19 protein-coding genes are annotated in these 22,103 nt (G+C 62.8%); 8 read left to right on the top strand and 11 right to left on the bottom strand.

What is annotated here, in order from left to right; all coding sequences use genetic code 11:
• Positions 1 to 182: 182 nt before the first annotated feature.
• From AB1286_RS28395 to AB1286_RS28375, 5 genes are all read right to left on the bottom strand, one after another.
• Positions 183 to 1,145 carry an alpha/beta fold hydrolase gene (locus AB1286_RS28395; protein WP_430366527.1) on the bottom strand — a complete coding sequence of 321 codons (963 nt, stop codon included), beginning with the start codon at positions 1,143 to 1,145 and terminating at the stop codon, positions 183 to 185.
• On the bottom strand, positions 1,142 to 2,029 hold the full coding sequence (locus AB1286_RS28390; RefSeq protein WP_430366526.1) for a metal-dependent hydrolase: 888 nt from the start codon (positions 2,027 to 2,029) through the stop codon (positions 1,142 to 1,144). Before AB1286_RS28390 ends, AB1286_RS28395 begins: the two co-directional genes overlap by 4 nt.
• A complete protein-coding gene (locus tag AB1286_RS28385) occupies positions 2,026 to 2,937 on the bottom strand; it encodes an SDR family NAD(P)-dependent oxidoreductase (RefSeq protein ID WP_430366525.1) in 912 nt (303 codons plus the stop codon). The genes AB1286_RS28390 and AB1286_RS28385 overlap by 4 nt, the downstream gene beginning before the upstream one ends.
• Before the next feature lie 11 nt (positions 2,938 to 2,948).
• The gene (locus AB1286_RS28380) at positions 2,949 to 4,496 is read right to left on the bottom strand and encodes a flavin-containing monooxygenase (RefSeq protein WP_430366524.1); all 1,548 of its coding nucleotides are present in this window, start codon (positions 4,494 to 4,496) and stop codon (positions 2,949 to 2,951) included.
• Positions 4,497 to 4,727: 231 nt separating this feature from the next.
• On the bottom strand, positions 4,728 to 5,552 hold the full coding sequence (locus tag AB1286_RS28375) for a MerR family transcriptional regulator (protein ID WP_430366523.1): 825 nt from the start codon (positions 5,550 to 5,552) through the stop codon (positions 4,728 to 4,730).
• A 301-nt stretch (positions 5,553 to 5,853) separates the two neighbouring features.
• Between AB1286_RS28375 and AB1286_RS28370 the strand changes: the two genes are divergently transcribed.
• Positions 5,854 to 6,264: a response regulator gene (locus tag AB1286_RS28370; RefSeq protein WP_430366522.1), complete on the top strand. Its 411-nt coding sequence runs from the start codon at positions 5,854 to 5,856 to the stop codon at positions 6,262 to 6,264.
• A gap of 313 nt (positions 6,265 to 6,577) precedes the next feature.
• Complete coding sequence (locus AB1286_RS28365; RefSeq protein ID WP_430366521.1) at positions 6,578 to 8,104, top strand: hybrid sensor histidine kinase/response regulator; 1,527 nt, start codon at positions 6,578 to 6,580, stop codon at positions 8,102 to 8,104.
• Between the two features lie 24 nt (positions 8,105 to 8,128).
• Here the strand turns inward: AB1286_RS28365 and AB1286_RS28360 are convergent, their stop codons facing one another.
• Positions 8,129 to 8,755, bottom strand: coding sequence for a glutathione S-transferase family protein (locus tag AB1286_RS28360; RefSeq protein WP_430366520.1), 627 nt, complete (start codon positions 8,753 to 8,755; stop codon positions 8,129 to 8,131).
• A gap of 114 nt (positions 8,756 to 8,869) precedes the next feature.
• Between AB1286_RS28360 and AB1286_RS28355 the strand changes: the two genes are divergently transcribed.
• Both AB1286_RS28355 and AB1286_RS28350 read left to right on the top strand, forming a co-directional pair.
• Positions 8,870 to 10,522 carry an ATP-binding domain-containing protein gene (locus tag AB1286_RS28355; protein ID WP_430366519.1) on the top strand — a complete coding sequence of 551 codons (1,653 nt, stop codon included), beginning with the start codon at positions 8,870 to 8,872 and terminating at the stop codon, positions 10,520 to 10,522.
• A gap of 561 nt (positions 10,523 to 11,083) precedes the next feature.
• Positions 11,084 to 11,380 (top strand): YodC family protein, encoded by a 297-nt coding sequence (locus AB1286_RS28350; protein WP_430366518.1) that lies wholly within the window; start codon positions 11,084 to 11,086, stop codon positions 11,378 to 11,380.
• Positions 11,381 to 11,471: 91 nt separating this feature from the next.
• Here AB1286_RS28350 and AB1286_RS28345 read toward each other — a convergent pair whose 3' ends face one another.
• On the bottom strand, positions 11,472 to 11,786 hold the full coding sequence (locus tag AB1286_RS28345; RefSeq protein ID WP_430366517.1) for a superinfection immunity protein: 315 nt from the start codon (positions 11,784 to 11,786) through the stop codon (positions 11,472 to 11,474).
• Positions 11,787 to 11,953: 167 nt separating this feature from the next.
• On the opposite strand from AB1286_RS28345, the gene AB1286_RS28340 reads away from it, so the two are divergent.
• On the top strand, positions 11,954 to 13,417 hold the full coding sequence (locus tag AB1286_RS28340) for a M20 family metallopeptidase (protein ID WP_430366516.1): 1,464 nt from the start codon (positions 11,954 to 11,956) through the stop codon (positions 13,415 to 13,417).
• Positions 13,418 to 13,510: 93 nt separating this feature from the next.
• Positions 13,511 to 14,089, top strand: coding sequence for an NnrU family protein (locus tag AB1286_RS28335; RefSeq protein WP_430366515.1), 579 nt, complete (start codon positions 13,511 to 13,513; stop codon positions 14,087 to 14,089).
• Positions 14,090 to 14,125: 36 nt separating this feature from the next.
• On the opposite strand, the gene AB1286_RS28330 is transcribed toward AB1286_RS28335, so the two are convergent.
• A complete protein-coding gene (locus AB1286_RS28330) occupies positions 14,126 to 15,337 on the bottom strand; it encodes a winged helix-turn-helix domain-containing protein (RefSeq protein WP_430366514.1) in 1,212 nt (403 codons plus the stop codon).
• Positions 15,338 to 15,510: 173 nt separating this feature from the next.
• Here AB1286_RS28330 and AB1286_RS28325 point away from each other — a divergent pair, with 173 nt between their 5' ends.
• Positions 15,511 to 16,233 (top strand): haloacid dehalogenase type II, encoded by a 723-nt coding sequence (locus AB1286_RS28325; protein ID WP_430366513.1) that lies wholly within the window; start codon positions 15,511 to 15,513, stop codon positions 16,231 to 16,233.
• Positions 16,234 to 16,316: 83 nt separating this feature from the next.
• Here the strand turns inward: AB1286_RS28325 and AB1286_RS28320 are convergent, their stop codons facing one another.
• Positions 16,317 to 17,558, bottom strand: coding sequence for an MFS transporter (locus tag AB1286_RS28320; RefSeq protein WP_430366512.1), 1,242 nt, complete (start codon positions 17,556 to 17,558; stop codon positions 16,317 to 16,319).
• A gap of 109 nt (positions 17,559 to 17,667) precedes the next feature.
• On the opposite strand from AB1286_RS28320, the gene AB1286_RS28315 reads away from it, so the two are divergent.
• Complete coding sequence (locus AB1286_RS28315; RefSeq protein WP_430366511.1) at positions 17,668 to 18,594, top strand: LysR substrate-binding domain-containing protein; 927 nt, start codon at positions 17,668 to 17,670, stop codon at positions 18,592 to 18,594.
• A gap of 33 nt (positions 18,595 to 18,627) precedes the next feature.
• Here AB1286_RS28315 and AB1286_RS28310 read toward each other — a convergent pair whose 3' ends face one another.
• Positions 18,628 to 20,025 (bottom strand): MFS transporter, encoded by a 1,398-nt coding sequence (locus AB1286_RS28310; RefSeq protein ID WP_430367351.1) that lies wholly within the window; start codon positions 20,023 to 20,025, stop codon positions 18,628 to 18,630.
• A 243-nt stretch (positions 20,026 to 20,268) separates the two neighbouring features.
• Positions 20,269 to 22,038 (bottom strand): S53 family peptidase, encoded by a 1,770-nt coding sequence (locus tag AB1286_RS28305; protein ID WP_430366510.1) that lies wholly within the window; start codon positions 22,036 to 22,038, stop codon positions 20,269 to 20,271.
• Positions 22,039 to 22,103: the final 65 nt, after the last annotated feature.

The following is a 22,103-nucleotide window of genomic DNA, read 5'->3' as shown; positions in this document are numbered from 1 at the left end:
GCGGGCGCTTGCGGGGATGGCATTTGTCTAGACGTATCGTTGGCTTGCCGCTGACGCATGTCGGGCGTCATTCGTTCTGGAAAATCAGAGTCGATTTATCGAATTGTCCGAGTCGTGTCGCGATAATGACGATAGATTTTCGGATAATAACGATAATCTATATGATTCGGATTCAATTCGATTTATATCGATGATTTATCGAGCCGCGTATATGAGGGCGAGACGCATTGTGGTGCCTCCGCTAGATCGTCGACAAATGCGATGACAGCTTGCGCAACGGCATCGGCACGACTCAGCAAGACCCAGTGGGTCGCATCGAGTTCGAGACGGCGATGCGGACCGAGCCATCGATCCAATCCCGTCGATAACGATGGTCCGACATACCGGTCGCGCATCGGCACGATGAATTGCACGGGAGCATGGGCTGCGCGCGCGTTGGGTCGACGAAGGCGTTCGATGAAATTGGCGCGGTAGAGCCCGAGGCCGTGAATCGCATTGCGCAACAGCGCGGGGTCGGGTGTCGTTTTGATGCCCTCGGTCGCACGAAGCCACAGCGTCCAAGTCGGCGCCCACAATCGACGCCAAGCGAATTCGGGGAGCCGCGGCAGCAAGAAGAAGTAGATATAGCTCGATTGCAACATCTGCCGCATGCTTCGCAGGAGGGCTCGCGGAGATTTCCATCGATTGCCCTCGCGTAGTTGCACGGCGGCGTAGTCGAGCGAGGGTCCCGAAATCGAAGTGAAGGAGGCGATGCGACCTTCGAATGCCGGACTCGTGACCGCCTCCCAGCTTTGCACCGAGCCCCAGTCGTGCCCCACGAGATGAAACGGTCGCTCGCCGCACGTCGCATCCGCAACGGCGGCGAGGTCGTCGGCTAAGCGCTCGAGACGATAGCCGGCAACGCTCGTAGGCGCCGACGAGGCACCCGCGCCCCGTACGTCGTAGGCGATCACGCGAAAGCGCGTTTCGAGCCGAGCGCGTACGGCGTCCCAAACTCGCGCGGAATCGGGGTAGCCGTGGACGAGCACGATGAGCGGTGCATCGGGCGGCCCGCTCGCATAAACGGCAAGCGATACGTCGCCCGATTGAACCGTAATGGTTTCTGTGACGAAAGACGGGCCGTCGATGCGGCTTTCCTCGATCATGTGGATGTCTGCGACCGGGCGAGCATGCGGGCCCGTACCGCGCTTGGACCCTCGCGGCCGCCGGCCGCTTCGACCGCGGCGACGATCGAATCGATGCGCGCGAGATGGCTGCGATTGTCGTCGTCCCATGGATGGAAGCTGGGTTTGAAAAAGCGCAGCCAGTCCAGCGCGATGTTCGGAAACACGCCGCGTCGTCCATACAAAAAGCGCATGAGGTTCCATATCCCTCGCAGATGGCCGCCACGATGCCGATCAGCGATCAGCAAGCGAACGTGAAAGCAGAACACGATCGTCCAGAACATCAAGGTCACTTGCAGCATCGCCGCGGCTCTGATCAGGTATCGCTTCAATCCCGGCCTGATCGCCGCGTTCCAAACGTCGAACGACACGGCTTTATGTTCGGTTTCCTCCAGCGCGTGCCAAATCCATAGTTGCGCGTAGATAGGGACGTCGCTCGCGATTCGCGAATCGTCGTCCAATAGCATGCCGGCCAGCATCGCAGTGTAGTGCTCGAGCGCAACGGTTTGCGCGAGTTGAAGCGAATGCGGCGCGGTTCGACGCCCGTAATCGAGCAACTTGACGACATATTTTTCGAGCTTCGATGCGGGGAGCCCGGCAGCGTTCAGCGCTTCGTTGTATTCGATGTGCTCGCGCGTATGCATCGCTTCCTGGCCGATGAAACCCAGCACCTGTTGCTTGAGCTCGGGATCGTCGATGCGATCGCGATAGTAGCGCACGCTGTCGATAAAGTAACGCTCGCCGGCCGGGAACAGCAGCGATAGCGCGTTAAAGAAGTGCGTGACGTAAGGCCCCAACGAATGCCAGTCGCAGGCGCGATCGGAGGGCAGCGGGAAACGCAAATCGCGGCGTATGGGCGTGTTCATGGCAGATTGTTCTCCATGGTGGCGGCATGGGCGCGCTTGCGCGCGGCGCGACTGAGACGCAGCGCCGATCGAACGACGAGCGCCTGATACCCCGAGGGCAGCAACCGCGCGAGCCAATCGGCGGCGTGCGCGTCTCGTCCGATCAAGACGCGGCGCCGGTTATGGCGCACCCCGTCGAGAATGGTCTCGGCGGCTTGCTGTGGGCTGGTGATGAAGAGCCGCTCGAAATCGCGCCGGCCTTGCCGGTCGTCTTCGATCAAAAAGCCGCACATATTCGATGAAATGCGGCTCGCCCGCGCGATGTTGGTTCGAATGCCACCCGGGTGGACACAGGTGGCCGATACGCCGCAGCGAAGCATGTCGAGTTCTTCGCGCAGCGACTCGGTGAAACCGCGCACGGCGAATTTGGTTGCGTTGTAGGCGCTCATGCCGGGTTGAGAGAACAAGCCGAATACGCTGGACGTGTTGACGATGTGTCCGTCGCCCGTGGCTTTCAAATACGGCAGGAACGCCTTCGTGCCGTGCACGACACCCCAGAAATTGATCGCGACGATCCATTCGAGGTCCTCGTAAGCCATCCCTTCCACCGTGCTCGAGAGCGCGACGCCGGCATTGTTGAAAACGAGATTGATGCGACCGTGACGTTCGTTCGTCGTGCGCGCCCAGTCGTACATCGCCGCACGGTCGGCTACGTCCACGACCGACGTCGAGATGCGTAGATCGCCTCGATTCGCTGCATTGCCTGTGCGGGCGGCGGCGGCCAGCGTCGCCGTCTCGTCGAGCGCGCGCCCGTCGACGTCCGAGAGCGCCAGATGACATCCTTGCCGCGCCAATGTCACCGCGAGCGCGCGTCCGATGCCGGAAGATGCACCGGTGATCGCGGCGACTTTATCGTTGAGCGTTTTCACGACGCGCGTCCTTATGTGGTGTGGGCAGTATGCGTGTTTGGCGTAGCGGGCATGCCGTTGTCCTCGGTCGGACCCGGCTGAGCGGGCGTCGTACCGGGCTCGGCGTAGGCGAGATAGTCGGCCATGCGGAACGTTCGTGTGGCCTGGCGAAAGCGCCATGCGAATCCCGGCCAGAGCGTGGTGTTCTTGCCGCTTTTGGGGTCGAGGTACCAGCTGTTGCATCCGCCCGTCGACCAGATCGCACGCGTCAGTTTGCGTTGAATGCGAGCGTTGTACGCGCGCTCGACGCTGCCTCTGACTTCGATCGCGGTGGTGCGTTCGTCTTGCATGGCGCGCAGCGCCCGCATGATGTATTCGACCTGGGACTCGATCATGAACACCATCGAATGGTGGCCGAGTCCGGTATTCGGGCCGACGATCATGAAGAAATTCGGGAACCCCGGCAGCGTCGTGCCGAGGTAAGCGTGTGCGCCGTCGCGCCATACGTCGACGATATCCACGCCGCCACGGCCATGGACGAGACCGCGCGGGAACGGATCGGTGACGTGAAAGCCGGTGCCGTAGATGAGGCAATCCACGCGATGCAGTTGCCCGTCGTCGGTCACCGGACCTTCCGGGGCCACCCGTACGATCTTCGACGTCACCACCTCCACGTTCGAACGCGCGAGCGCCGGATAGTAATCGTTCGATATCAATACGCGCTTGCAGCCGATCGTGTAGCTCGGCTGAAGCGTTCGACGCAGCGCTGGGTCCGCCACCTGGCGATGCAGATGCCGCAACGCGATTTTTTGCACTTGCTTCATCAATGCGGGATGGACCGAGAAGCCGAGCGCGCGCGATTCGAGTTGCCAATACAGACCCGCGCGAACGAGTTTTTGCACGGCGGGTAGATGTTCGAACAGCCAGCGCTCGGTGCGCGTGACCGCGCGATCGGGTTTCGGCATGATCCAAGGCGGCGTGCGTTGAAAGAGCGACAACTGCGCGACGCGGGGTGCGATGCGCGGCACGAATTGGATCGCGCTGGCTCCCGTGCCGATCACGGCAACGCGCTTGCCGTCGAGGGGATAGGCATGGTCCCATTGCTGCGAATGAAAGCTCTTGCCCTCGAACGTCTCGATGCCGGCGATCTCGGGCAATGCCGCGCGCGAGAGCCCGCCCATCCCCGAGACCAATACGCGTGCGCGCAACGTCGTGCCGTCCGAAAAGCGCAGGCGCCAGCGCTGCGTAGCTTCGTCGTAGGCAGCATGCGTGAGCGCTTTGCCAAAGCGCAAATGCGGTTCGATGCCGAAGCGCTCGGCGCACGCTCGTAGATAGGCGTGAATCTCGGGCTGTGGCGCGAACATGCGCGTCCAGCGCGGATTCGGCGCGAACGAAAACGAGTAGACGTGCGATTGCACGTCGCAAGCACACCCGGGATAGTGATTGTCGCGCCAGGTGCCGCCGATCGCATCGGCTTTTTCCATGACGACGAATTCGTGCATACCGGCTTGCTTGAGTCGAATCGCCATGCCGAGTCCGGCAAAGCCCGATCCGATGATGGCAACGTCGACCGTCTCCATCCGCGCCCTCCCTGATTGGCGTCTATCGTTACATTGATCGATGTAAAGATACGACGGGCGATGCGCCGCTTCAAGGACACGTTTAGACGCGAAATTCTATGAACGGGGCGAGACGCGAGGAGGCCGGCCGGCCAAGGCTCGATGGGCGATATTCAAACGCGAAGTGACGCAAGCGTGCACTTGCGCGAAGCTCATCGTATGAAAAACGCGCCGATAGAAGCGGGGCTGGACTCACTCCGCGCGTTTGCGGCGCGAGCGTGGCGTCGAAGGGGCGGGGGTGGCCGTGCGCGCGTTGGTCCGCTCGATACGCTTGTCCAAAATCGCCGAAACGCGATTCGCGAGATACCCTTCGGAGGCCTCTTCCAACGCGCGGTTCATTTCGCTTTCGACGAGCACCATCGCCTGTGGACGTAAGCGCCAAATGGCATCGACGAGCGCGGGGACGTCGGCCGGCGGAGGAAGCGTATCGGCTTCGTAGCGATCGAGCCGCCGTACGACAAGGTCGACGAGCGCTTGTGCGACTTGCTCGAAGTGCGGGCGCAAAACGCGCACGGCTTCGAGTAGATCGGCGGCCGGCACGCCTTCCTTGACGAGCGCGGCACCGGCGTTCAGGGCGGCGGGGCTGCGTGCGACGAACTTCGTTCCGGTCCGCTCGAGCAGGCCCAGGTTCAGCGCTTTCGCCAGCCGTGTGGGCGATACCTCGCCGAACAGCGTGGCGAGCTCGGCGAGCGAATAGGTTTGCGCTCGCTCGTGCGACCAGCGCGAACCGATCGCGCTTTCGAGGCCGAGAATCGAACGCAGATCGTGGCCTTCTTCGATTGCTCCGATCAAATCCTGGATATTTGCCAGCGTATACCCACGTGCGAGCAGATGATTGATCAGCGTTAAGCGCGCCACGTGCGTATCGTCGTATACGGCGACGCGTCCTCGCTTGGTCGGCGGCGAAAGTAATTCCCGGTCCTGGTAAGCGCGAATATTGCGAACGGTTGTACCGGCGACGCGAGCGAGTTCGTCGACGGTGTATTCGTTCGGCTCGGAGGAGGGGGCTTTCGACATGCGCGGATTGTAGCGTGAGGCGATGGACGCTCGGTGGCAATCCGGGTGCGGCATTTGCCAAGGCCGATGTTCGGCATCCTCGGACATTTCGCCCTGCGCAAGCGCCAAATGCGCGCCGTGCGCATGGTTATAGCTCGTCGTGAGAATTTCATCGTCGTAACTTAACGGCGTGGTATCGTCCGCCCCGATTCCAGCCCCCATCCCCCGATGTATGGGCTGCGACCGAATCTCGCATGCAACTTCCGCGAGGGTGAAACGGTCCGAGGTGCTGGCGTAAGTATCGATAGCGACAACAAAGGGTATGAACGGACTGATGAGACTCGAACAGATGACGGTCGTCGTTGTAGAAGACGACCCGTCCAGCAGAGAGTCGCTTGCGATGGTGCTCGAATCCGAGGGCGCGCGAGTCGTAGCTGCCGCCGATGCCGAGGAAGGTGTCGAAGCGGCGCTCAAAGTAGCGCCGGACGCCGTCGTCTGCGATATCGATTTGCCGGCGATGGACGGCTTTTATCTGATCCAACGGCTGCGCGACGACGAGATCCGCAACGATCGCCCCGCCGCCGTGGCCGTAGCGCTGACGGGCCATACGGACGAAGCCTACCGGCTGCGCAGCATCGGCGAAGGCTTTCATCACTTCATGAGAAAGCCCGCCGAGCCCGAGCAACTGGTGTCGTTGCTGGCGGACGCCGTGGCGACGCGAGCCATCGGCTGACGGCCGAAAGCAACTCGCTGACGGATGGAGTTTTTGCAAAAGCGAATGTCAAAGTTGCTCTCGCAACGACAGGCGCGCGCCCGGCGTTCGCTTACGTAGGCTAAATCGGCGACGATAGCTGCGGGCGGCGCGCGCGCGGCGTGCCGCATGCTCGCTTGAATGAGCGCGTGCGTAGGTTAGGCATGACTTGTGCTTTTTTGTTTTCCTAGCGGCAACCTGTGTCGCATTTTTCCAAAATGAAAACGCCGCCGTCATGCGTCCGGATAGCTTCGCCAGCGATAGCCGCTCCATATCTTCGCCGCCCGAACCGGTGGTGACGTCCGAAGAACGTCTGCGGATTTTGCTCGAGTCCGTGCAGGACTACGCCATTTACTTGCTCGACACCGACGGATGCATCATCAGTTGGAACAGCGGTGCCGAGAAGATCAAGGGCTATACCGCGCAAGAAGTGCTCGGTCAGCACTTCTCGATGTTTTATCCGCCCGATGACGTCGCCAGGGGCACGCCCGAGGCCGAATTGAGCGTTGCAGCGCGCACCGGCCGAGTCGAGGAGGAAGGCTGGCGCGTGCGCAAGGACGGCACGATGTTTTGGGCCAACGTCGTCATTCGTGCCGTCTACACGCCGAGCGACGACGGGCCGCGGCTGCGCGGCTTCGCGAAAGTCACGCGCGACATGACGGAGCGCAAGCGGCTGCGCGAGCTCGAGGCCGCGAGCCAGCATATGAACGAATTCTTGGCGACGCTCGCCCACGAATTGCGCAATCCGCTCGCGCCGGTCAGCAACGCGCTGAGCGTGATGATGCTCGAGCCGCTTGTCAGCCCTACGTTGCGTCAGTGCCGCGACATGATCGATCGGCAGATTTCGCATTTGACCCGCCTCGTCGACGATCTTCTCGACGCGGGCCGCATCACGACTGGCAAGGTCGCATTGCGGCTGGAGCCCGTGGAGTTGTCGGACATCGTCGTGCGCGCGATCGAGATGATTCGTCCGCATGTCGCATTGCGTCAGCAAGCGGTGGAAGTGCATGTGCCGCCGACGGGGATCATGGTGAACGGCGACAGCACGCGGCTCGTGCAAGTCGTGCAAGGCTTGCTGAATAACGCGTCCAAGTTCTCCGAGCACGGAGGACGCATCAGCGTCGAGATCGACAAGGTCGGCTCTTTCGCGCGTTTGCGCGTGTCCGACGACGGCTGCGGCATCGAGGCCACGGCCCTCGAATCGATCTTCGATTTGTTCGTTCAGGCCGACAACCGATTCGAGCGGAAGGAAAGCGGCCTAGGGATCGGACTGACGCTGTGCCGTTGGCTCGTCGAGATGCACGGCGGATCGATCGAGGCGGCCAGCGACGGCCTGGGGCACGGCGCCATGTTTACCGTGCGGCTGCCGCTGTTCGCGGTGCAAGGCGCCGCCAACGACGAAGGGATGCGCGGCAATTCGACGGGCCATGCGGAGTTGGGGACGCTGGCCGTGCTCGTCGTCGACGACAACTGCGATTCGGCGGACAGCATGGCGATGTTGCTGCGCATGAAGGGGCATCGCGTCCAGGTGGCTTATAGCGGCGCGCAGGCACTCGACGCCGCGGAACATTCCGACCGAATCGACGTCGCCCTCATCGACATCGCGATGCCCGGTGCCGACGGCTTCGCAGTCTTACGTCAGCTCAAACGCATCAAGGCGCTTGGCGACGCACGCTTTGCCGCCATGACCGGGTTCGGCCAAGAGAGCGACGTTGCGCGCTCGCTGGATCAGGGTTTCGATCTGCACCTGACCAAGCCCGTTCAATTGCCGCTGCTCGATACGTTGCTCGAACAAGCGGGCGAGCGCCGTGCGCATCCGTGACGGCACCGCGCGCGCCGCGCAGTTTCAGGTCAAAGGCAGATCGATGTACTTCTTGAAGGCGGCGCGCTGCGTCAATCGCTGATACCAGCGCTCGAGGCTCGGCATCGGCGGACGCTCGATTCCCTCGAGCCCGAACCAACGTTTCGCGAATGCGCCCAGCACGATGTCGGCGATCGTGAAACGGTCGCCTTCGGGATGAAAGCGCCCTTGCAAGTGACCGTCGACGATTTTCCAGCGCGCCACTAGCGTCTTCATATTCGCGGCGAGCGCGTCCATATCGCGCTGCTCGGGCGGCGTGCGCACGAGGGCGATGAAAACGGGCCGTTCCGCGGGCGCCAAGGTCGAGAGCGACCAATCGAGCCACCGATCGATGCTCGCGCGCAGCTTCGGATCGGCCGGGTACAGCGAGCTCGACGCGCCGTATTGCATGGCCAGGTAGCGCAGGATCGAGTTCGACTCCCAGAGGACGAACGTGCCGTCCACGAGCGTCGGAATCTGACCGTTGGGATTGAGTTCCCGGTAGTCGGGGTCGTTGACGCGGCCGAACTGCAAGCCTGCATCGACGCGCTCGAACGGGACGCCCAACTCGTCGCAGCACCACAAAATCTTTTGTACGTTGACCGAGTTGGCGCGTCCCCAAATCTTCAGCATTTGATTTTTCCTCCGGAAGAAAGCAGCGGCGTCTCGATCGTTTCGAGCAAGCCGGCGCCGCGCGGTTTGTACAATACGCCGAATTCAGAACCTCAAAGCGAGGATTACCCCGCCATGGCACGCCTAATTCCCGACGATTGGAAGAATCTGGCCGCAACCGGCGCCGCCGAGCGCGAGCGCGAAACGCTCACGTTGCTCGAGCAGGCGCTGCCCGACGACTACACCGTGTATCACGGCGTGCATTGGACTCGCCTGAATCGGGCTTTCTCCGTATTCGGCGAAGCGGACTTCGTGATCGTGAGCCCGGCAGGGCGGCTCATGCTCGTCGAGCAAAAGGCCGGTTTCCTGCGCGAGACGCCGAAGGGACTCGTCAAGGTCTACCTGCAAACCGAGCGGAACGTCTCGATCCAGCTCGCGAGGACCGTCGAAAGTCTCCATCGACGGTTCACGGCCGCCTTCGGCGCGGGTACGTACTGTATCGAAGCGCTCTTGTTTTGTCCCGACTACATCGTGAAGAACGCGGCCATTGCGGGCGTGCCTGTCGAGAGCATCGTCGATGCGACGCGCAAGGATCGTCTCGTCTCGGTCATCCTGGCCGCGCTGCCGGCCGATGAGCCGAAGTTGCCGAGCGCTGCGAAGATTCATCACTTCTTGGCCGACGAATTGGCGCTGACGCCCGATACGAGCGCGCTCGTCGGGCAGGCGGGCACGCTCGTGACGCGCCTGTCTGGCGGATTGGCGACGTGGGCGCGCCGGCTCGAGTTCACGCCGTTTCGGCTGCGCGTGATCGGGACCGCAGGCTCGGGCAAGACGCAACTGGCCGTGCAAGTCATGAAGGATGCGGCGGCAAACGGCAAGCGCGCCTTATATGTCTGCTTCAACCGGCCGCTGGCCGACTATATTGCCCGCGTCGCGCCCGAAGGGGCACGTGTCGCGAACTACCACCAGCTATGCGATTGGGTGGCGCGAGACGTGGGGGCGGTGCAGGATTTCCGCGCGGCCGACGTGTTCGCGCGATTGGAGGCGGCGTTCGTGAGTGCGCCGATCGAAGCGCGTTGGCAATTCGACGTATTGATCGTCGACGAAGGGCAGGATTTTCAAGAACCGTGGGTGGAAGCGCTATCGCGTCTGGTTCGCCAGGGCGGCGCCTGGTGGTGGCTCGAGGATCCGCTGCAAAACCTCTATATGCGCGAACCGGTCGCGTTACCGGGGTGGACCGTGCTCACGGAGATGACGAACTATCGCAGCCCGCGCGATATTTTGGATTTCGTGCGCGAGAAGGTCGGCGCGGCCGTGCCGCGAGCGGCCGGGCTCCTTGCCGGCAGCCCGTTCGACGGCTCGCAGATTTCCTTCACGCCGTATGACGATACGCAAGACGAAGCGGTCGTCGATGCGACCAAGCGGGCCATCACGCAAGCGCTCGCGCTGGGTTTTCGCAAGCAAGACATCGCCGTCCTCTCGTTCCGAGGGCGCGAAGGCTCCGCGCTGACCGCGCTCGAGCATTTGGGCCCGCATCGGCTGCGTAGCTTCACGGGTAAATACGATCTATTCGGCAATCCCGAATATCGTGACGGCGATGTCCTGCTCGAATCGATTTATCGGTTCAAGGGGCAGTCGGCACCGTGCGTGGTGCTGACCGAAGTCGACTTCGAGGCGTTCGACGAGCGCGCGGCCCGTAAATTGTTCGTCGGCGCGACGCGCGCCACGATGAAGCTCATCGTGGTGGCATCGCGTCGCAGCTGCGCCATGTTGGACGCACACGCCTGAAGCGCACCTGCGCCCGCGACTCGCGGTCATCTTGCAGAGAGGATCGCGACAGTTTAGAGATAATTTATTTCGAGCCGGAAACGTTTTCATTCTATTTTGCTTAATTCATTGGTTTTGATTTATCCGGATCGGATAATGACGCAATGCAGAATTGATCTCGATCAAAATGAAAGAGGGGCTCGCGTTATATCGTCGTTGGGTTCCTGGGGCGGGCGGAATTAATTGACCTCGAAATAGGGAGGCGCTCCGTCCTGCAAGGGTTTCAGGCGTGGCGCGCACTCCGTGAAAAGTACGATTGTTACATTTTCGCGGATATCTGTCCCCGAAATAGGGGGTAAACGATTTAGATCGTCTGCTAGATGTCGAATGAGAAATTCGACTCCATGTTTTCCCTAAAATCGCTTGTAGAATATTTATTCTATTGTTAGTCTGTCCTTGACCTCGGTGCTAAGCCGAGGCGGTCAAGACAGCAAACGGTTTTGCCGTTTCATTCCGTTTGCTAACGCACGAATCGCTTACCGTCCTTAATCGGACGGACCAATGCTTTGCGACGGAGTTCATATGTCGACGGCTACCCGTGACCTAGTTGATCAGTTTTGCGTAGGTGATGTCGTGACCCTGAAGGTGGGTGGTTCGCGCATGACGGTGACGGCTGTCTCGAACGACGCTGTCCTATGCCAATGGTTCGACGAGCACGGCGAGTTCCGTCAAGATACGTTTGCCGGGGAGGCGCTGGGGCGCGAGCCACGCTCGATTTCGCCGGGCCTCGTTCACGTTCGCCTCTACGCCGCGGCGATGGCCGGCTCGGTGGCGGCCGGCATGCCGTTCGTCGAGGCGGCGCTGAAGTCCGCCCTTTGATGCTCACGGTGCGATGCCGTCTGTGATGCCGTCTGCGGGCCCTTAACCCCGCGTCCCTCAAGGTACGGCTCTCGTTTGCCGTACAGGCCTCTTAGTGGCGATGCGCGCTGTCTTGCTTAGTTGCCCGCCGGTCGATCCGCGCCATTAGCGCGCTCGAAAACGCCGTCATCCGCAGCAGCTTGCGCTTGGCCGTGACTTCGCGCGCCAAGCTTGCGGGGGGATTCGGCAAGTGGGCCCAATACAGCGCGAGAAGCCAGCCGAGGACGGTCCAACCCAAACATGCATTGAACAGGGCGAGCGTCAGCACGTCGTGGCGTTTGCGATGGTCCGCGATGATCGCCGGCAAAAAGTAGATCGCCAGCGCAAACACCACCTCGACGACTTGGAGGGCAATTCGATCCAACATGATGCCTGCCTCGAGGGTGGGGTATGACGGATTGTCGCGCGTTCCACAGGTTTTTGCTTGAAGGCACGCGCTCTGCTCGCGATGTTCGGTTTTGCCTCATACGTTTCCGATTCAGGACAGCCGAATCGGGACTATCATGTGCGCTTTGACTGCCACAGCCCACCGCCATGACCGCACTTGATGCGAAGCAGCAAAACGAGACATCGATCGACCGCCCCGCATTGACCGAATTCGTCGAGCGCAAATGGAATGACGAGATCATTCCTGCGCTGACCGATTACATCGCGATCCCCGCCAAAAGCCCTGCTTTCGATGCCGATTGGGATAAACACGGATATCTTGAACGGGTCGTCGCCGATGCCGCCGCTTGGGCGCAAGCGCAGCGGGTCCGTGGGCTCAAGCTGGAGATCGTGCGGCTGCCCGGACGCACGCCGGTGATTTTCTTCGAGACGCCGGCTACGCGTTCGGGGAGCACCGATACCGTCTTGCTTTACGGCCACCTCGATAAACAACCCGAATTCGAGGGATGGCGGCGCGACCTCGGCCCGTGGACGCCGAAGCTCGAGGACGGCAAGCTGTACGGCCGCGGCGGTGCCGACGACGGCTACGCGATTTACGCGAGCCTGTGCGCGCTGGCGGCGCTCGATGCGCAAGGCATCGAACGGCCGCGCTGCGTCGGTCTCATCGAGACCTGCGAGGAATCGGGCAGCTACGATCTGCTCCCTTATGTCGACGCGCTACGCGACCGGCTCGGCAACGTCGGGCTCGTCGTCTGCCTCGATTCGGGGGCGGGCAATTACGATCAGCTCTGGCTGACTACGTCGCTACGGGGACTCGTAGGCGGTTCGCTCGAAGTTCAGGTGCTCGACGAGGGCGTGCATTCGGGCAGTTTCGGCGGCATCGTTCCATCGAGCTTCCGTATCATGCGGCAGCTATTCGAGCGGCTCGAGGATTCGGCGACGGGCAAGTTGCTGCCGTCCGCGTTTCACTGCGAGATTCCGGCGGGCCGGCTGGACGAAGCGCGCGCGACCGCGGGCATTCTCGGCGAAGAAGTGTGGAAGGCGTCGCCCTGGGCCTGCGGACAAGACGGCAAGCCGGTGCTACCGGTCACGGCCGATCCCTACGAAGCCCTGCTCAATGCGACCTGGCGTCCGTCGCTATCGGTGACGGGGGCGCAAGGGCTCCCGCCGCTCGCGAGCGCCGGCAACGTTTTGCGCCCGCGCACGGCATTCAAGCTCTCGCTGCGCGTGCCGGCGCTCGTCGATGCGGCGCGCGCCGTGGCCGACCTCAAAGCGCTGCTCGAACTCGATCCGCCGTACAACGCCAAGGTCACGTTCAAGCCGGAGGCCGCCGCATACGGATGGAATGCGCCGGAGCTGGCGCCCTGGCTGGCTACCGCGGTCAACGAAGCATCGCGCGATTACTTCGGCGCCGATTGCGCGTTTATCGGGCAAGGCGGCACGATTCCGCTCATGAACGTCTTGCAGGAAGGCTTTCCGAAATCGCAATTCGTCGTTTGCGGCGTCTTGGGTCCGAAATCGAACGCGCACGGCCCGAACGAATTCCTCCATGTGCCTTACGCCAAGAAGCTGACGGCGGCCATGGCGCAAGTGATCGCCGCGGCGCCCTGACCTGACATTGCTCGCAACCGGGCGCCGTGCGGCGCCCCCCTCGAGTTCACCCGCGACACGCAGATAAAGCCGGTAACAACGAAGGAGTTCGACGTGGCGATACTGATTCTGGGCTTGCTCATTTTCATCGGCGTGCACTCGATACGGCTTGTGTCGCCGTCATGGCGCGATGCCCAGGTCGTCCGCTTCGGCGAACACGGTTGGAAAGGACTGTATTCCGTCGCCTCGCTCGTCGGATTCGTTTTGATCGTTTGGGGCTATGGCGTGGCGCGGCGTGTCCCGGACGTATTGTGGATCCCGCCGGTCGGCATCCGTCACCTGACTGCGCTGTTCGTTGCCGTCGCGTTCGTGTTGATCGCCGCCGCTTATGTGCCCGGCAATCGGATCAAGCGCACGATCGGGCATCCGATGATGGCGGGCGTGGCGATGTGGGGGCTCGGGCATCTCCTGGCCAACGGGACGCTCAATGCGATTGTTTTGTTCGGCGTGTTCCTCATCTGGGGCGCCGTCGGCGCGATCGTCTCGCGCGGCCGCGATCGTGCGGCGGGCGTGCGCTATCCGGCCGGTACCGTTTCGGGCGACGCCAAGGTCGTGATCGTCGGTCTCGTCGCCTGGGCGATCTTCGCGTTTGCGCTTCATCGCTGGCTGATCGGGATGAGTCCGCTCGCCTAATCGCGCGGCGCGTCCGGCGATCGCCGTCCCGCGCCGTTAAGCCGCCGCGAGCAGGGCTTGCTCGATCTCGCGCGGCGCCGAGCCGATCGCCAATTCGGGCGTGCCGTGCCAGCTAGCGCAACGCTCGAGTGCTCGGCGCATATCGGCGAGCATCGATGCGCTCACGCGCAGTCCCGGCTCGAGATGGACCGCTTTCAATTCGAAGATCCCCTGGGCACGATGTGCCTTCGCATCGACGCGCCCGATCAATCGACCTCGGTGCAGAATCGGCAAACAGAAGTAGCCATATTTGCGCTTGGCCGCCGGCGTATAACACTCGATCGTGTAATCGAAGTCGAACAGCATAGAGGCACGCTTGCGATCCCAGACCACCGGGTCGAATGGAGAAAGGACGGTCGTTACCGTCGAGCGCAGACGACCTTGCGCGACATCGTCGATGAGCGGCGCCAACTCGATCGGAACGAATACGTCTTCCTTCCAGCCCTCGACTTTCACAGGGACCGCTTCCCCCGCATCGGCGAGCGCATGCAATTCGGCCGTGTATTTACGGCGTTCGATGCGATAGTAATCGGCGATCCAATCGGCGCGCGCGACGCCGAGCGCGCGACAAGTCCGCTCCACGAGCGTGGGAGTCACGATCGAGGCGGCGGGCAGATCGCGCTTGTCGCTCCAATCGGGCAACACACGTTGCGCGACGTCGTAGACGCGGTGGAAGTTGCGTCGCTCCGCCACCATCAAGTGCCCCAGCGTGAACAGCACTTCGAGGTGGCGCTTTTCCGGCTTCCAATCCCACCAGCCGCTGCCGCGTCCCGCCTCGCGTTCGAAATCGGCAGCGCGGACGGGACCGTTTTCCTGCACGTGGGCTAGCAGCCGATCGATGTCGTCCTTATGACGCTGGTGCCATTCGGCCGCGTATTTCCATCCCATCTTGCTCGGGTCCAACATGCGATGGCGCATGAGGCCGTAATCCTCGATCGGGATGAAACAGGCTTCGTGCGACCAGTATTCGAACAGACGTCCCTCAGCCAAAAGTTCGTCGAGCCATTGCGGCGCATAGGGACCGATTCGGCTGAACAGAACGAGATAGGGGCTGCGGGCGACGACATGAATCGTGTCGATCTGCAACTGCGCCATCCGCTGGATTGCCGTCAGCACGTCCTGCTTGACGGCCTTGCGGCGCGGCGGAGTAAGGAGTCCTTGAGCGGCGAGATGAAGCGTGCGGGCGGCGGCGATGGGAAGCGTGATCATCTGTGGCGAGGAGGGCGAGCTTCGTTTTTTTGGACGCGATGCGGCAGCGTACACCGGCTTTGCCGATCGTGCGTGTCGGCGCAGCGTTGCCCGATTCGAGCATCCCTTCCATCGATGAGCGCTAGACTGCCCCGAATCGCGTAATACAGCATGACGAACCTACGGGGAACGAAATGAGCTTGCACGAAGTGAAAGCGCTGCTGTTCGATGTGTTCGGTACGGTGGTCGATTGGCGTGGCGGCGTCGCGCGCGAAGCCGCGCCGTTTCTCGCCGAATATGGCGGGGAGGGTGCGGATCCTTTTGCCTTTGCCGATACCTGGCGCCGCCGCTATTCGCCGGCGATGGAAGAAGTGCGTAGCGGACGGCGCCCTTTCACGCGCCTCGACGTTTTGCACCGGGAAAATCTCGAAGCCGTTCTGCCCGAGTTCGGTATCGACGCGGCGCGTGTGCCGCGTGATGCGATCGATACGCTAAACCTCGCGTGGCATCGCCTCGATCCCTGGCCGGATTCGGTGCCGGGCCTCACGCGGCTGAAGGCGCGCTACATTATTGCGCCGCTTTCCAATGCGAACATTCGGCTCATGCTCGATATGAGCAAGCGCGCTCGCTTGCCTTGGGACGCGATTCTCGGCGCCGAAGTCGCGCAAGCGTACAAACCGACGCCGCAATCGTACTTGCGCACCGTCGAGATACTGGCGCTGCGTCCGGAGCAGGTGTGCCTTGTCGCCGCGCATAACGGCGATTTGGCCGCGGCGCGCGGATGTGGTTTGAAGACGGCGTTCGTCGCGCGGCCGACCGAGCATGGCCCGGCTCAAAGCACGGATCTCGCGGCCGAGCAGGCATGGGACGTCGTCGCAAGCGACTTCGTCGACTTGGCGGATCGGTTGGGTGCGTAGTGAGTAGTGCTTAGTGCTTGCGCTTTCGCGAAATGGCGACGGCCGCTCGGTGCGAGCGGCCGCACTTTTTCTCGGGCGAGCGGTTAGCGTTGCGCCGGCCGCGGGAACAACGGATGGGTCAGCAGCGCGATCAGTCCCGCGACGAGCCACACGACCGACCACGAACTAGCGGCCAGCAGATGCGGTAGCAAGAACGGCACGAGGAACATGCCGCAGTAGACGAGCGCATTGGCCATCCCGAGTGCGGTACCGGCTCGGGCGGGCCCCGCGAGTGTCGCCAGCTCGGCATAGGCGACGCCGTGCCAAGCGGAGACGCAGACGCCGGCGAAAACGATCAACCCGATCACCCAAGCGATCGACATCGCGTGCCCGAGCGCGACGGCGAGTGCCAGCGCGCCGAACGAGGCTGCGGCGACGAGCGTCGAGCCGCGGATGTAGCCCCGGCGGTTGCCGCGGCGGTCCGTATGGCGTCCGCTCCAGATCCGCATGACGATCGCGCCGATTTGCAGTGCGGCCATCGTCGCGCTGATGCCGGCAATGCCGAGGTGGCCGAAGTCGTGCAAAAAGACGGTGGCAAAGGTCAGCACGGCCAATTGAGGCATGCATAGCACGCCGATGCCGAGCGCGACGCGCCAGATTCCGACGTCGCGAAGCGGGGTGCGTTGCGGCGCGACGCCGGGCTTCCCGGCCACGGCTGCATGAGGCGGCTCATGAAGCCAGAGAATCGCCAGCGCGGCGGGCACGGCGCATAGCAACGCCAACGCGCTGTAGACGGCGCCGAAACCGTAGGTCGAGGCGAGCCACGGCAGCAGCGACGCGCCGATGCCGCCGCCGAGCGGCACTGCCGTTTGCCGGAGGCTCATCGCAATGCCGCGTTCGCCTTCCTTGAACCAGCTCATGATCGCGCGGCCGCTCGAGCCGTTGACGCTGCCGCCGAGCAAGCCCACCAAGGCCAAGGCGGCGGCCAATATCGGCAAGGCCGGTACCGATGAGGCCGACGGCACGATGAACAGCGCCATCGAGAGCAGCGCGAGCGCGGTCGCGAGCAGACCGGCGATGAGGACGGGCCGGTCGCCGAATCGGTCCGTCGCGACGCCCCACGGAAGTTCGGACAGCGCAATGCCCAGCCCCGTCGCGCCGATCGCGATACCCAATTGGGCGTTCCCGAGGTGATAGCCCGTGCGCATCCATACCGCCGTGGTCGGAATCCCGGCCGCCGCCGCGGAGAATCCCGCATTGGCCGCGACGCCGACCCCGAGCACTTTCCACCGGTGTGCTGCGTCGAACGCTTTGCGCGGCGCCCGGGTGACATAGCGCGTGTCCATTCATGACTCCGTATGAGGTTTGACGGACGCAGTCTCGCACTCTATGATCGTCCTGAAAATCGGATAATTTCGAATCGATCATTCGAAAATTCAGGACGATGGAGGTGCGATGAGTCAAACGAACTTCGATCTCGCGGCGTTGCGCAGCTTCGTTACGGGAATGGATTTGGGTAGCTTTGCGAAGGCGGCGGACCGAGTGGGGCGTTCCACCTCGGCGGTCAGTGCGCAAATCAGAAAGCTTGAAGAACAGGTGGGGGCGCCGCTCTTTCGAAAAGCGGGCCGAGGCCTCGGGCTGACCGACGCCGGCGAGGTGATGCTTCGCTACGCGCGGCGGCTCGTCGAGTTGAACGACGAAGCCGCGTTTGCCGCGCGCGGAACGGATCTCGAAGGCTGGGTGCGTCTCGGGTTGCAAGAGGACTTCGCCGAATCGGTGCTGCCGGGCGTATTAGGCCGCTTCGCCCGCGCGCATCCAAAGGTTCGAATCGAGGCGCGAGTTGCGCGCAACGCCGAGTTGACCGCGCGGCTCGACGCGGGCGAGCTCGACCTTGCGCTCGTATGGGACGATCGCAACGTCTCGATGCAAGCCCGGCGTGCGGCTGGCGCGAGCGTCGAGGTTGCGAAGCCACTTATGCGGTGGATCGGCTCGGAGGCCTTGCAATGGTCGCCCGACAGCGACGAGCCGCTGCCGCTCGTTTTATTCGACGGCGGTTGTTTGGTCTGTTCGCTGGCGACGGATGCGCTCGATCGGGCGGGTATCGCTTGGCGCGTCGCGATGACGAGCCCGAGCCTCGCGGGCCTATGGGCCGCGGCGGCGGCGGGCCTTGGACTCACGGTCCGCACGCCGCACGGATTGCCGGCCACGGTGCGCACGCTCGATCCCGGCGAGTACGGCTTGCCGACGTTACCGTCGATCGGGCTGACGCTGCTGCGGGCTTCGAGCAAGGCCACGCCCCCGGTCGAGCAATTGGCGACGATCATCGTAGAAGCGGTGAGGGGCTACGCCAGCGTGGACGGCACACAGGGCATCGCGGCGTGAGCGATGCGGACAGGCTTGGGGTGCCGGGACCGCTTATCCGCGCGTGCCTCGGGCGATCTCGTCGCCCGCATTGGGCGCGAGCCGGCGCGTAATCGGAATCGAGCCGAGCGAGAACAGCCCGACGACGACGAACGACGGCCAGAAGTCGGACCATTGCGCATGGGTGTGCCCATGCAGTGCGCGCGAGATTTGAAGGACGATTCCGCCGACGGTCACGCCGAGCCCGAGCGACATCTGCTGCACGACGCTGCCGAGGCTTGTGGCGCGCCCGACGTCCTTGCTTGCGATTTCGGCGTAGATCATCGAGTTCAAGGCCGTGAATTGCAGTGCGGGAAAGAACCCGCCGAGCAGGACGACGAGCCACATCGCCCATATGGGCGTGCCGGGGAAAAACGTCCCGTAGGCCGCGATGGCGATCCCCGAAAACACGGCGTTGTAGATGAGCACCTTGCGAAAGCCGAAACCGCGCAGCACCGAAGAGGTCATCGAGCGCATGAAGATGCTGCCGAACGCCGAAGCGCACGTAATGGCGCCCGATTGAAATGCCGACATGCCGAGCCCTTCTTGCAAGGCGAGCGGAAGCAAAAACGGCACCGCGCCTAGCCCGATCCGAAACATCGATCCGCCGAGGACGCTGGCGTGAAAGGTCGGGACGCTAAGCAGCTTCAGGTCGAGAAGCGGCCGCTCGGCACGTTGGGCGTACAGCACGTAAAGCGCGAGAAGTAGCGCGCCTGTCACGCACATTTCATAGGCGGTGCGGTCCGAGATCAGGTCGCTGCCGATCAACGAAAGGCCCAGCAGCAAAAGCGAGGCGCCGCTCGCCGAGAGCAGGAAGCCGATCCAGTCGAGCGGGCCCGGATGCGGCTCGTGCGTGTTGACGATGTACCGGTTCGTGAGATAGATGCCGAGAATGCCGACGGGCACGTTGACGAAAAAGATCAGGCGCCAGTGCAAATACGTCGTGATGAATCCGCCCAGCAACGGCGCCGCGGCCGGCGCGAACATCGCGGGCAGACTCAGATAGTTCATCGCACGCACGAACTCCGTCTTGGGCACGGCGCGAAAGATGATGATGCGCCCGACCGGCACCATCATCGCTCCGCCGATGCCTTGCAGAAACCGCGCGAGCGTGAAAACGTGCAGCGAGTGGGAGAAACCGCATAAGGTCGAGCCGACGACGAAAATCCCGATGGCGGTTCGAAATACCGTGCGGGCGCCGAAGCGATCGGCCAGCCAACCGCAGATCGGAATGAACACGCCGAGGCCGACCACGTAGCTCGTGATCGCCACTTTCAACGCAACCGGGTCGCTGCCGAAGTCTCTGGCCATCGACGGCAAAGCCGTGACGATGATGTTGCCGTCTACGGATTCCATGAACATGGCGCAGGCCACGATCAGCGGGGCGATAAAAGCTTTGATGGCAAGCGGCATGGACAAGCGGCGCTGCGACGCGAGCGTGGACAAGGACGCAAAGCAGCGATTATGCGCCGAGTTCCGCGAACGTGCCGCCCAATATGCCGTTTGTGTTGTTTGTTGCGCGTACAACGAAATCGCCGGCCCGGCTTGCGGGCGGGCCGGCGAGAAGCGAGAGACGCCGCCCGGCTTGCGCCATCGGACTTTCGTGGCGAATCGGGCGGTTGCCTATCGGCGTGCCTCGGGCTTGCCTCGTGCGCTTTACTGCGCGAACGAGTGGCTCTTCACGTACGACGCGAGGTTGGACATGATCAAGCTGCCCCAGCCGGTCGGGTAGTCCCAGCCTTTGGCGGCCTTGTAGCCATAGCCTTGGTAGCCGTTGTTGCCGGACGTGACATCGTGCACGAGCGACGGCGTCGACTTCACTGCGCTATAGATGCTGGCTGCGGGAAAGCCCAGTGAGTTCGAATGCGCGGATTCAAGCCGTGCCCACAACCCGACGAAAATTGGCGAAGACAAGCTCGTGCCGCCGATCTGTTGAATCTGGCCGTAGTTGTAGACGAGCGCACCCGTTCCCTGCGCGGCGTCGAACGAGATATCGGGCACGGCCCGGCCGGTGGGCTTCGGGCTCACCGCCAGCGAGCTTTGCCACGAGGGCAGCGCTTCGACCTGGCTGATGCCGCCCGTCGATGCCCACAGCTTGCCGTTGCCGTCGAGCCCTTCGTTCCAGACGGTCTCGCTCGCCCAGCCGCCGCCGCTCGTCGTGTATAGCGTCGTACCGCCCACCGAGATGACGTTCGGCGAGGACGCGGGCCACGAGATCGAGTAGGTGCTGCCGTCGGGATAGCCGCGGTTGTTGCACTCGTAGGCGCCTTCGTCGCCGGAGGACACCGAGAACGTCTGCCCTTGCGCGACCGCCGTGGCGAAGATCTGATCTTCGGCGGCGACCGAGCCGTCGGCTTGGGCATCGGTTTCGCACCAGCCGAGCGAAACGTTGATGACCTTTGCCGTGTTGTCGGAGACGGCTTGGTTGAATGCTTGCGTGAGGCCCGTGTTTCCGGAGGCGTTCTGGTCCGCTTCGTAGAACAGGAGCTGACTCACGGCACCGCCGGCCGCGCCGACGACATCCTGGCTATCCAAGTCCCATTCGCCTTGACCTTCTTGATCGTCGCTGTAGTTACCGCTCGGATCTCCGGTTTGCACCGCGGATACGTTGACCGTCGGCAAGTTGTTCGCCTGGGTGAACTGATTCAAGTCTTGCGTCGCTTGGTCGGCACCGCCGATCGTGATAATGCCCACCGTCGTGTTCGAGGCAGTGGGCAGACTGGTTGCGCCATACAACGTCGGCCATTCAGTCGGATAGTGACCCGTCTCCGTACCGGTGGCCATCGTCTTCGCTTGCGTACGCGGGCCCCTGACGGCCATCGTATGCGCGCGCGTTACGTTCTGGAGTCCGAGCACGGACAGCACCGTGCCGCCCAGCGCTTCAGGCACCATCGCGGGCGCCGAGTTTGCGAAGACGGTTCGGTCGCCCTTACGGAAGTGAACGAGCGGCGTATTGAAGGCCGTCTTCACCGTGCCGGCCGTGCCGTTGGCGGAAACGAGGAGCCGGTTCTTCGATACGCGGATATTCACGAAGCCGCTTTTGCGCATGTACGCGACGACCTTTTGCACGTCGGCTTCGGTCGGTGCGTAATCGGCAAGGAATTGCTTCGGCGTCAGGAAGTGGTGATAGCTGCTGTTGCCGCGCTCGTTGACGGCGAGCCCAAGCGCCTTCAGCTTGTTCATGTTGCGCACGCGCAGGCTGACGACCACATGGGCGGGCTCGCCCGCGGCTGCTTGAGCTTCGGGCGCCGCTGCGAACGTCCGCATTTGCGCCGGGGTAAGAAACGCCCTTGTTTCAGTGCTGACCCAACTCGTCGGAGCGCTGGCCGCATGAGACGGCAACGCAGCGACGACGAGCGGCAAAGCCAATGCCGCGGTTTTGCAAATACCTTGTACCGACCCCTTCGATTTTACTGTCGACTTCAATTTGACCTCCTAGGATTGCAACGCCAAGAGACGCCGTATCCGCGGGATAGCGGTGAGTCAACGGA

Source organism: Trinickia sp. NRRL B-1857 (assembly GCF_050470685.1).
In the GTDB taxonomy this organism is placed as follows: Bacteria; Pseudomonadota; Gammaproteobacteria; order Burkholderiales; family Burkholderiaceae; genus Trinickia.
Note: the sequence above shows the minus strand (reverse complement) of the source record. Positions and strands in the feature narration are given on the sequence as shown.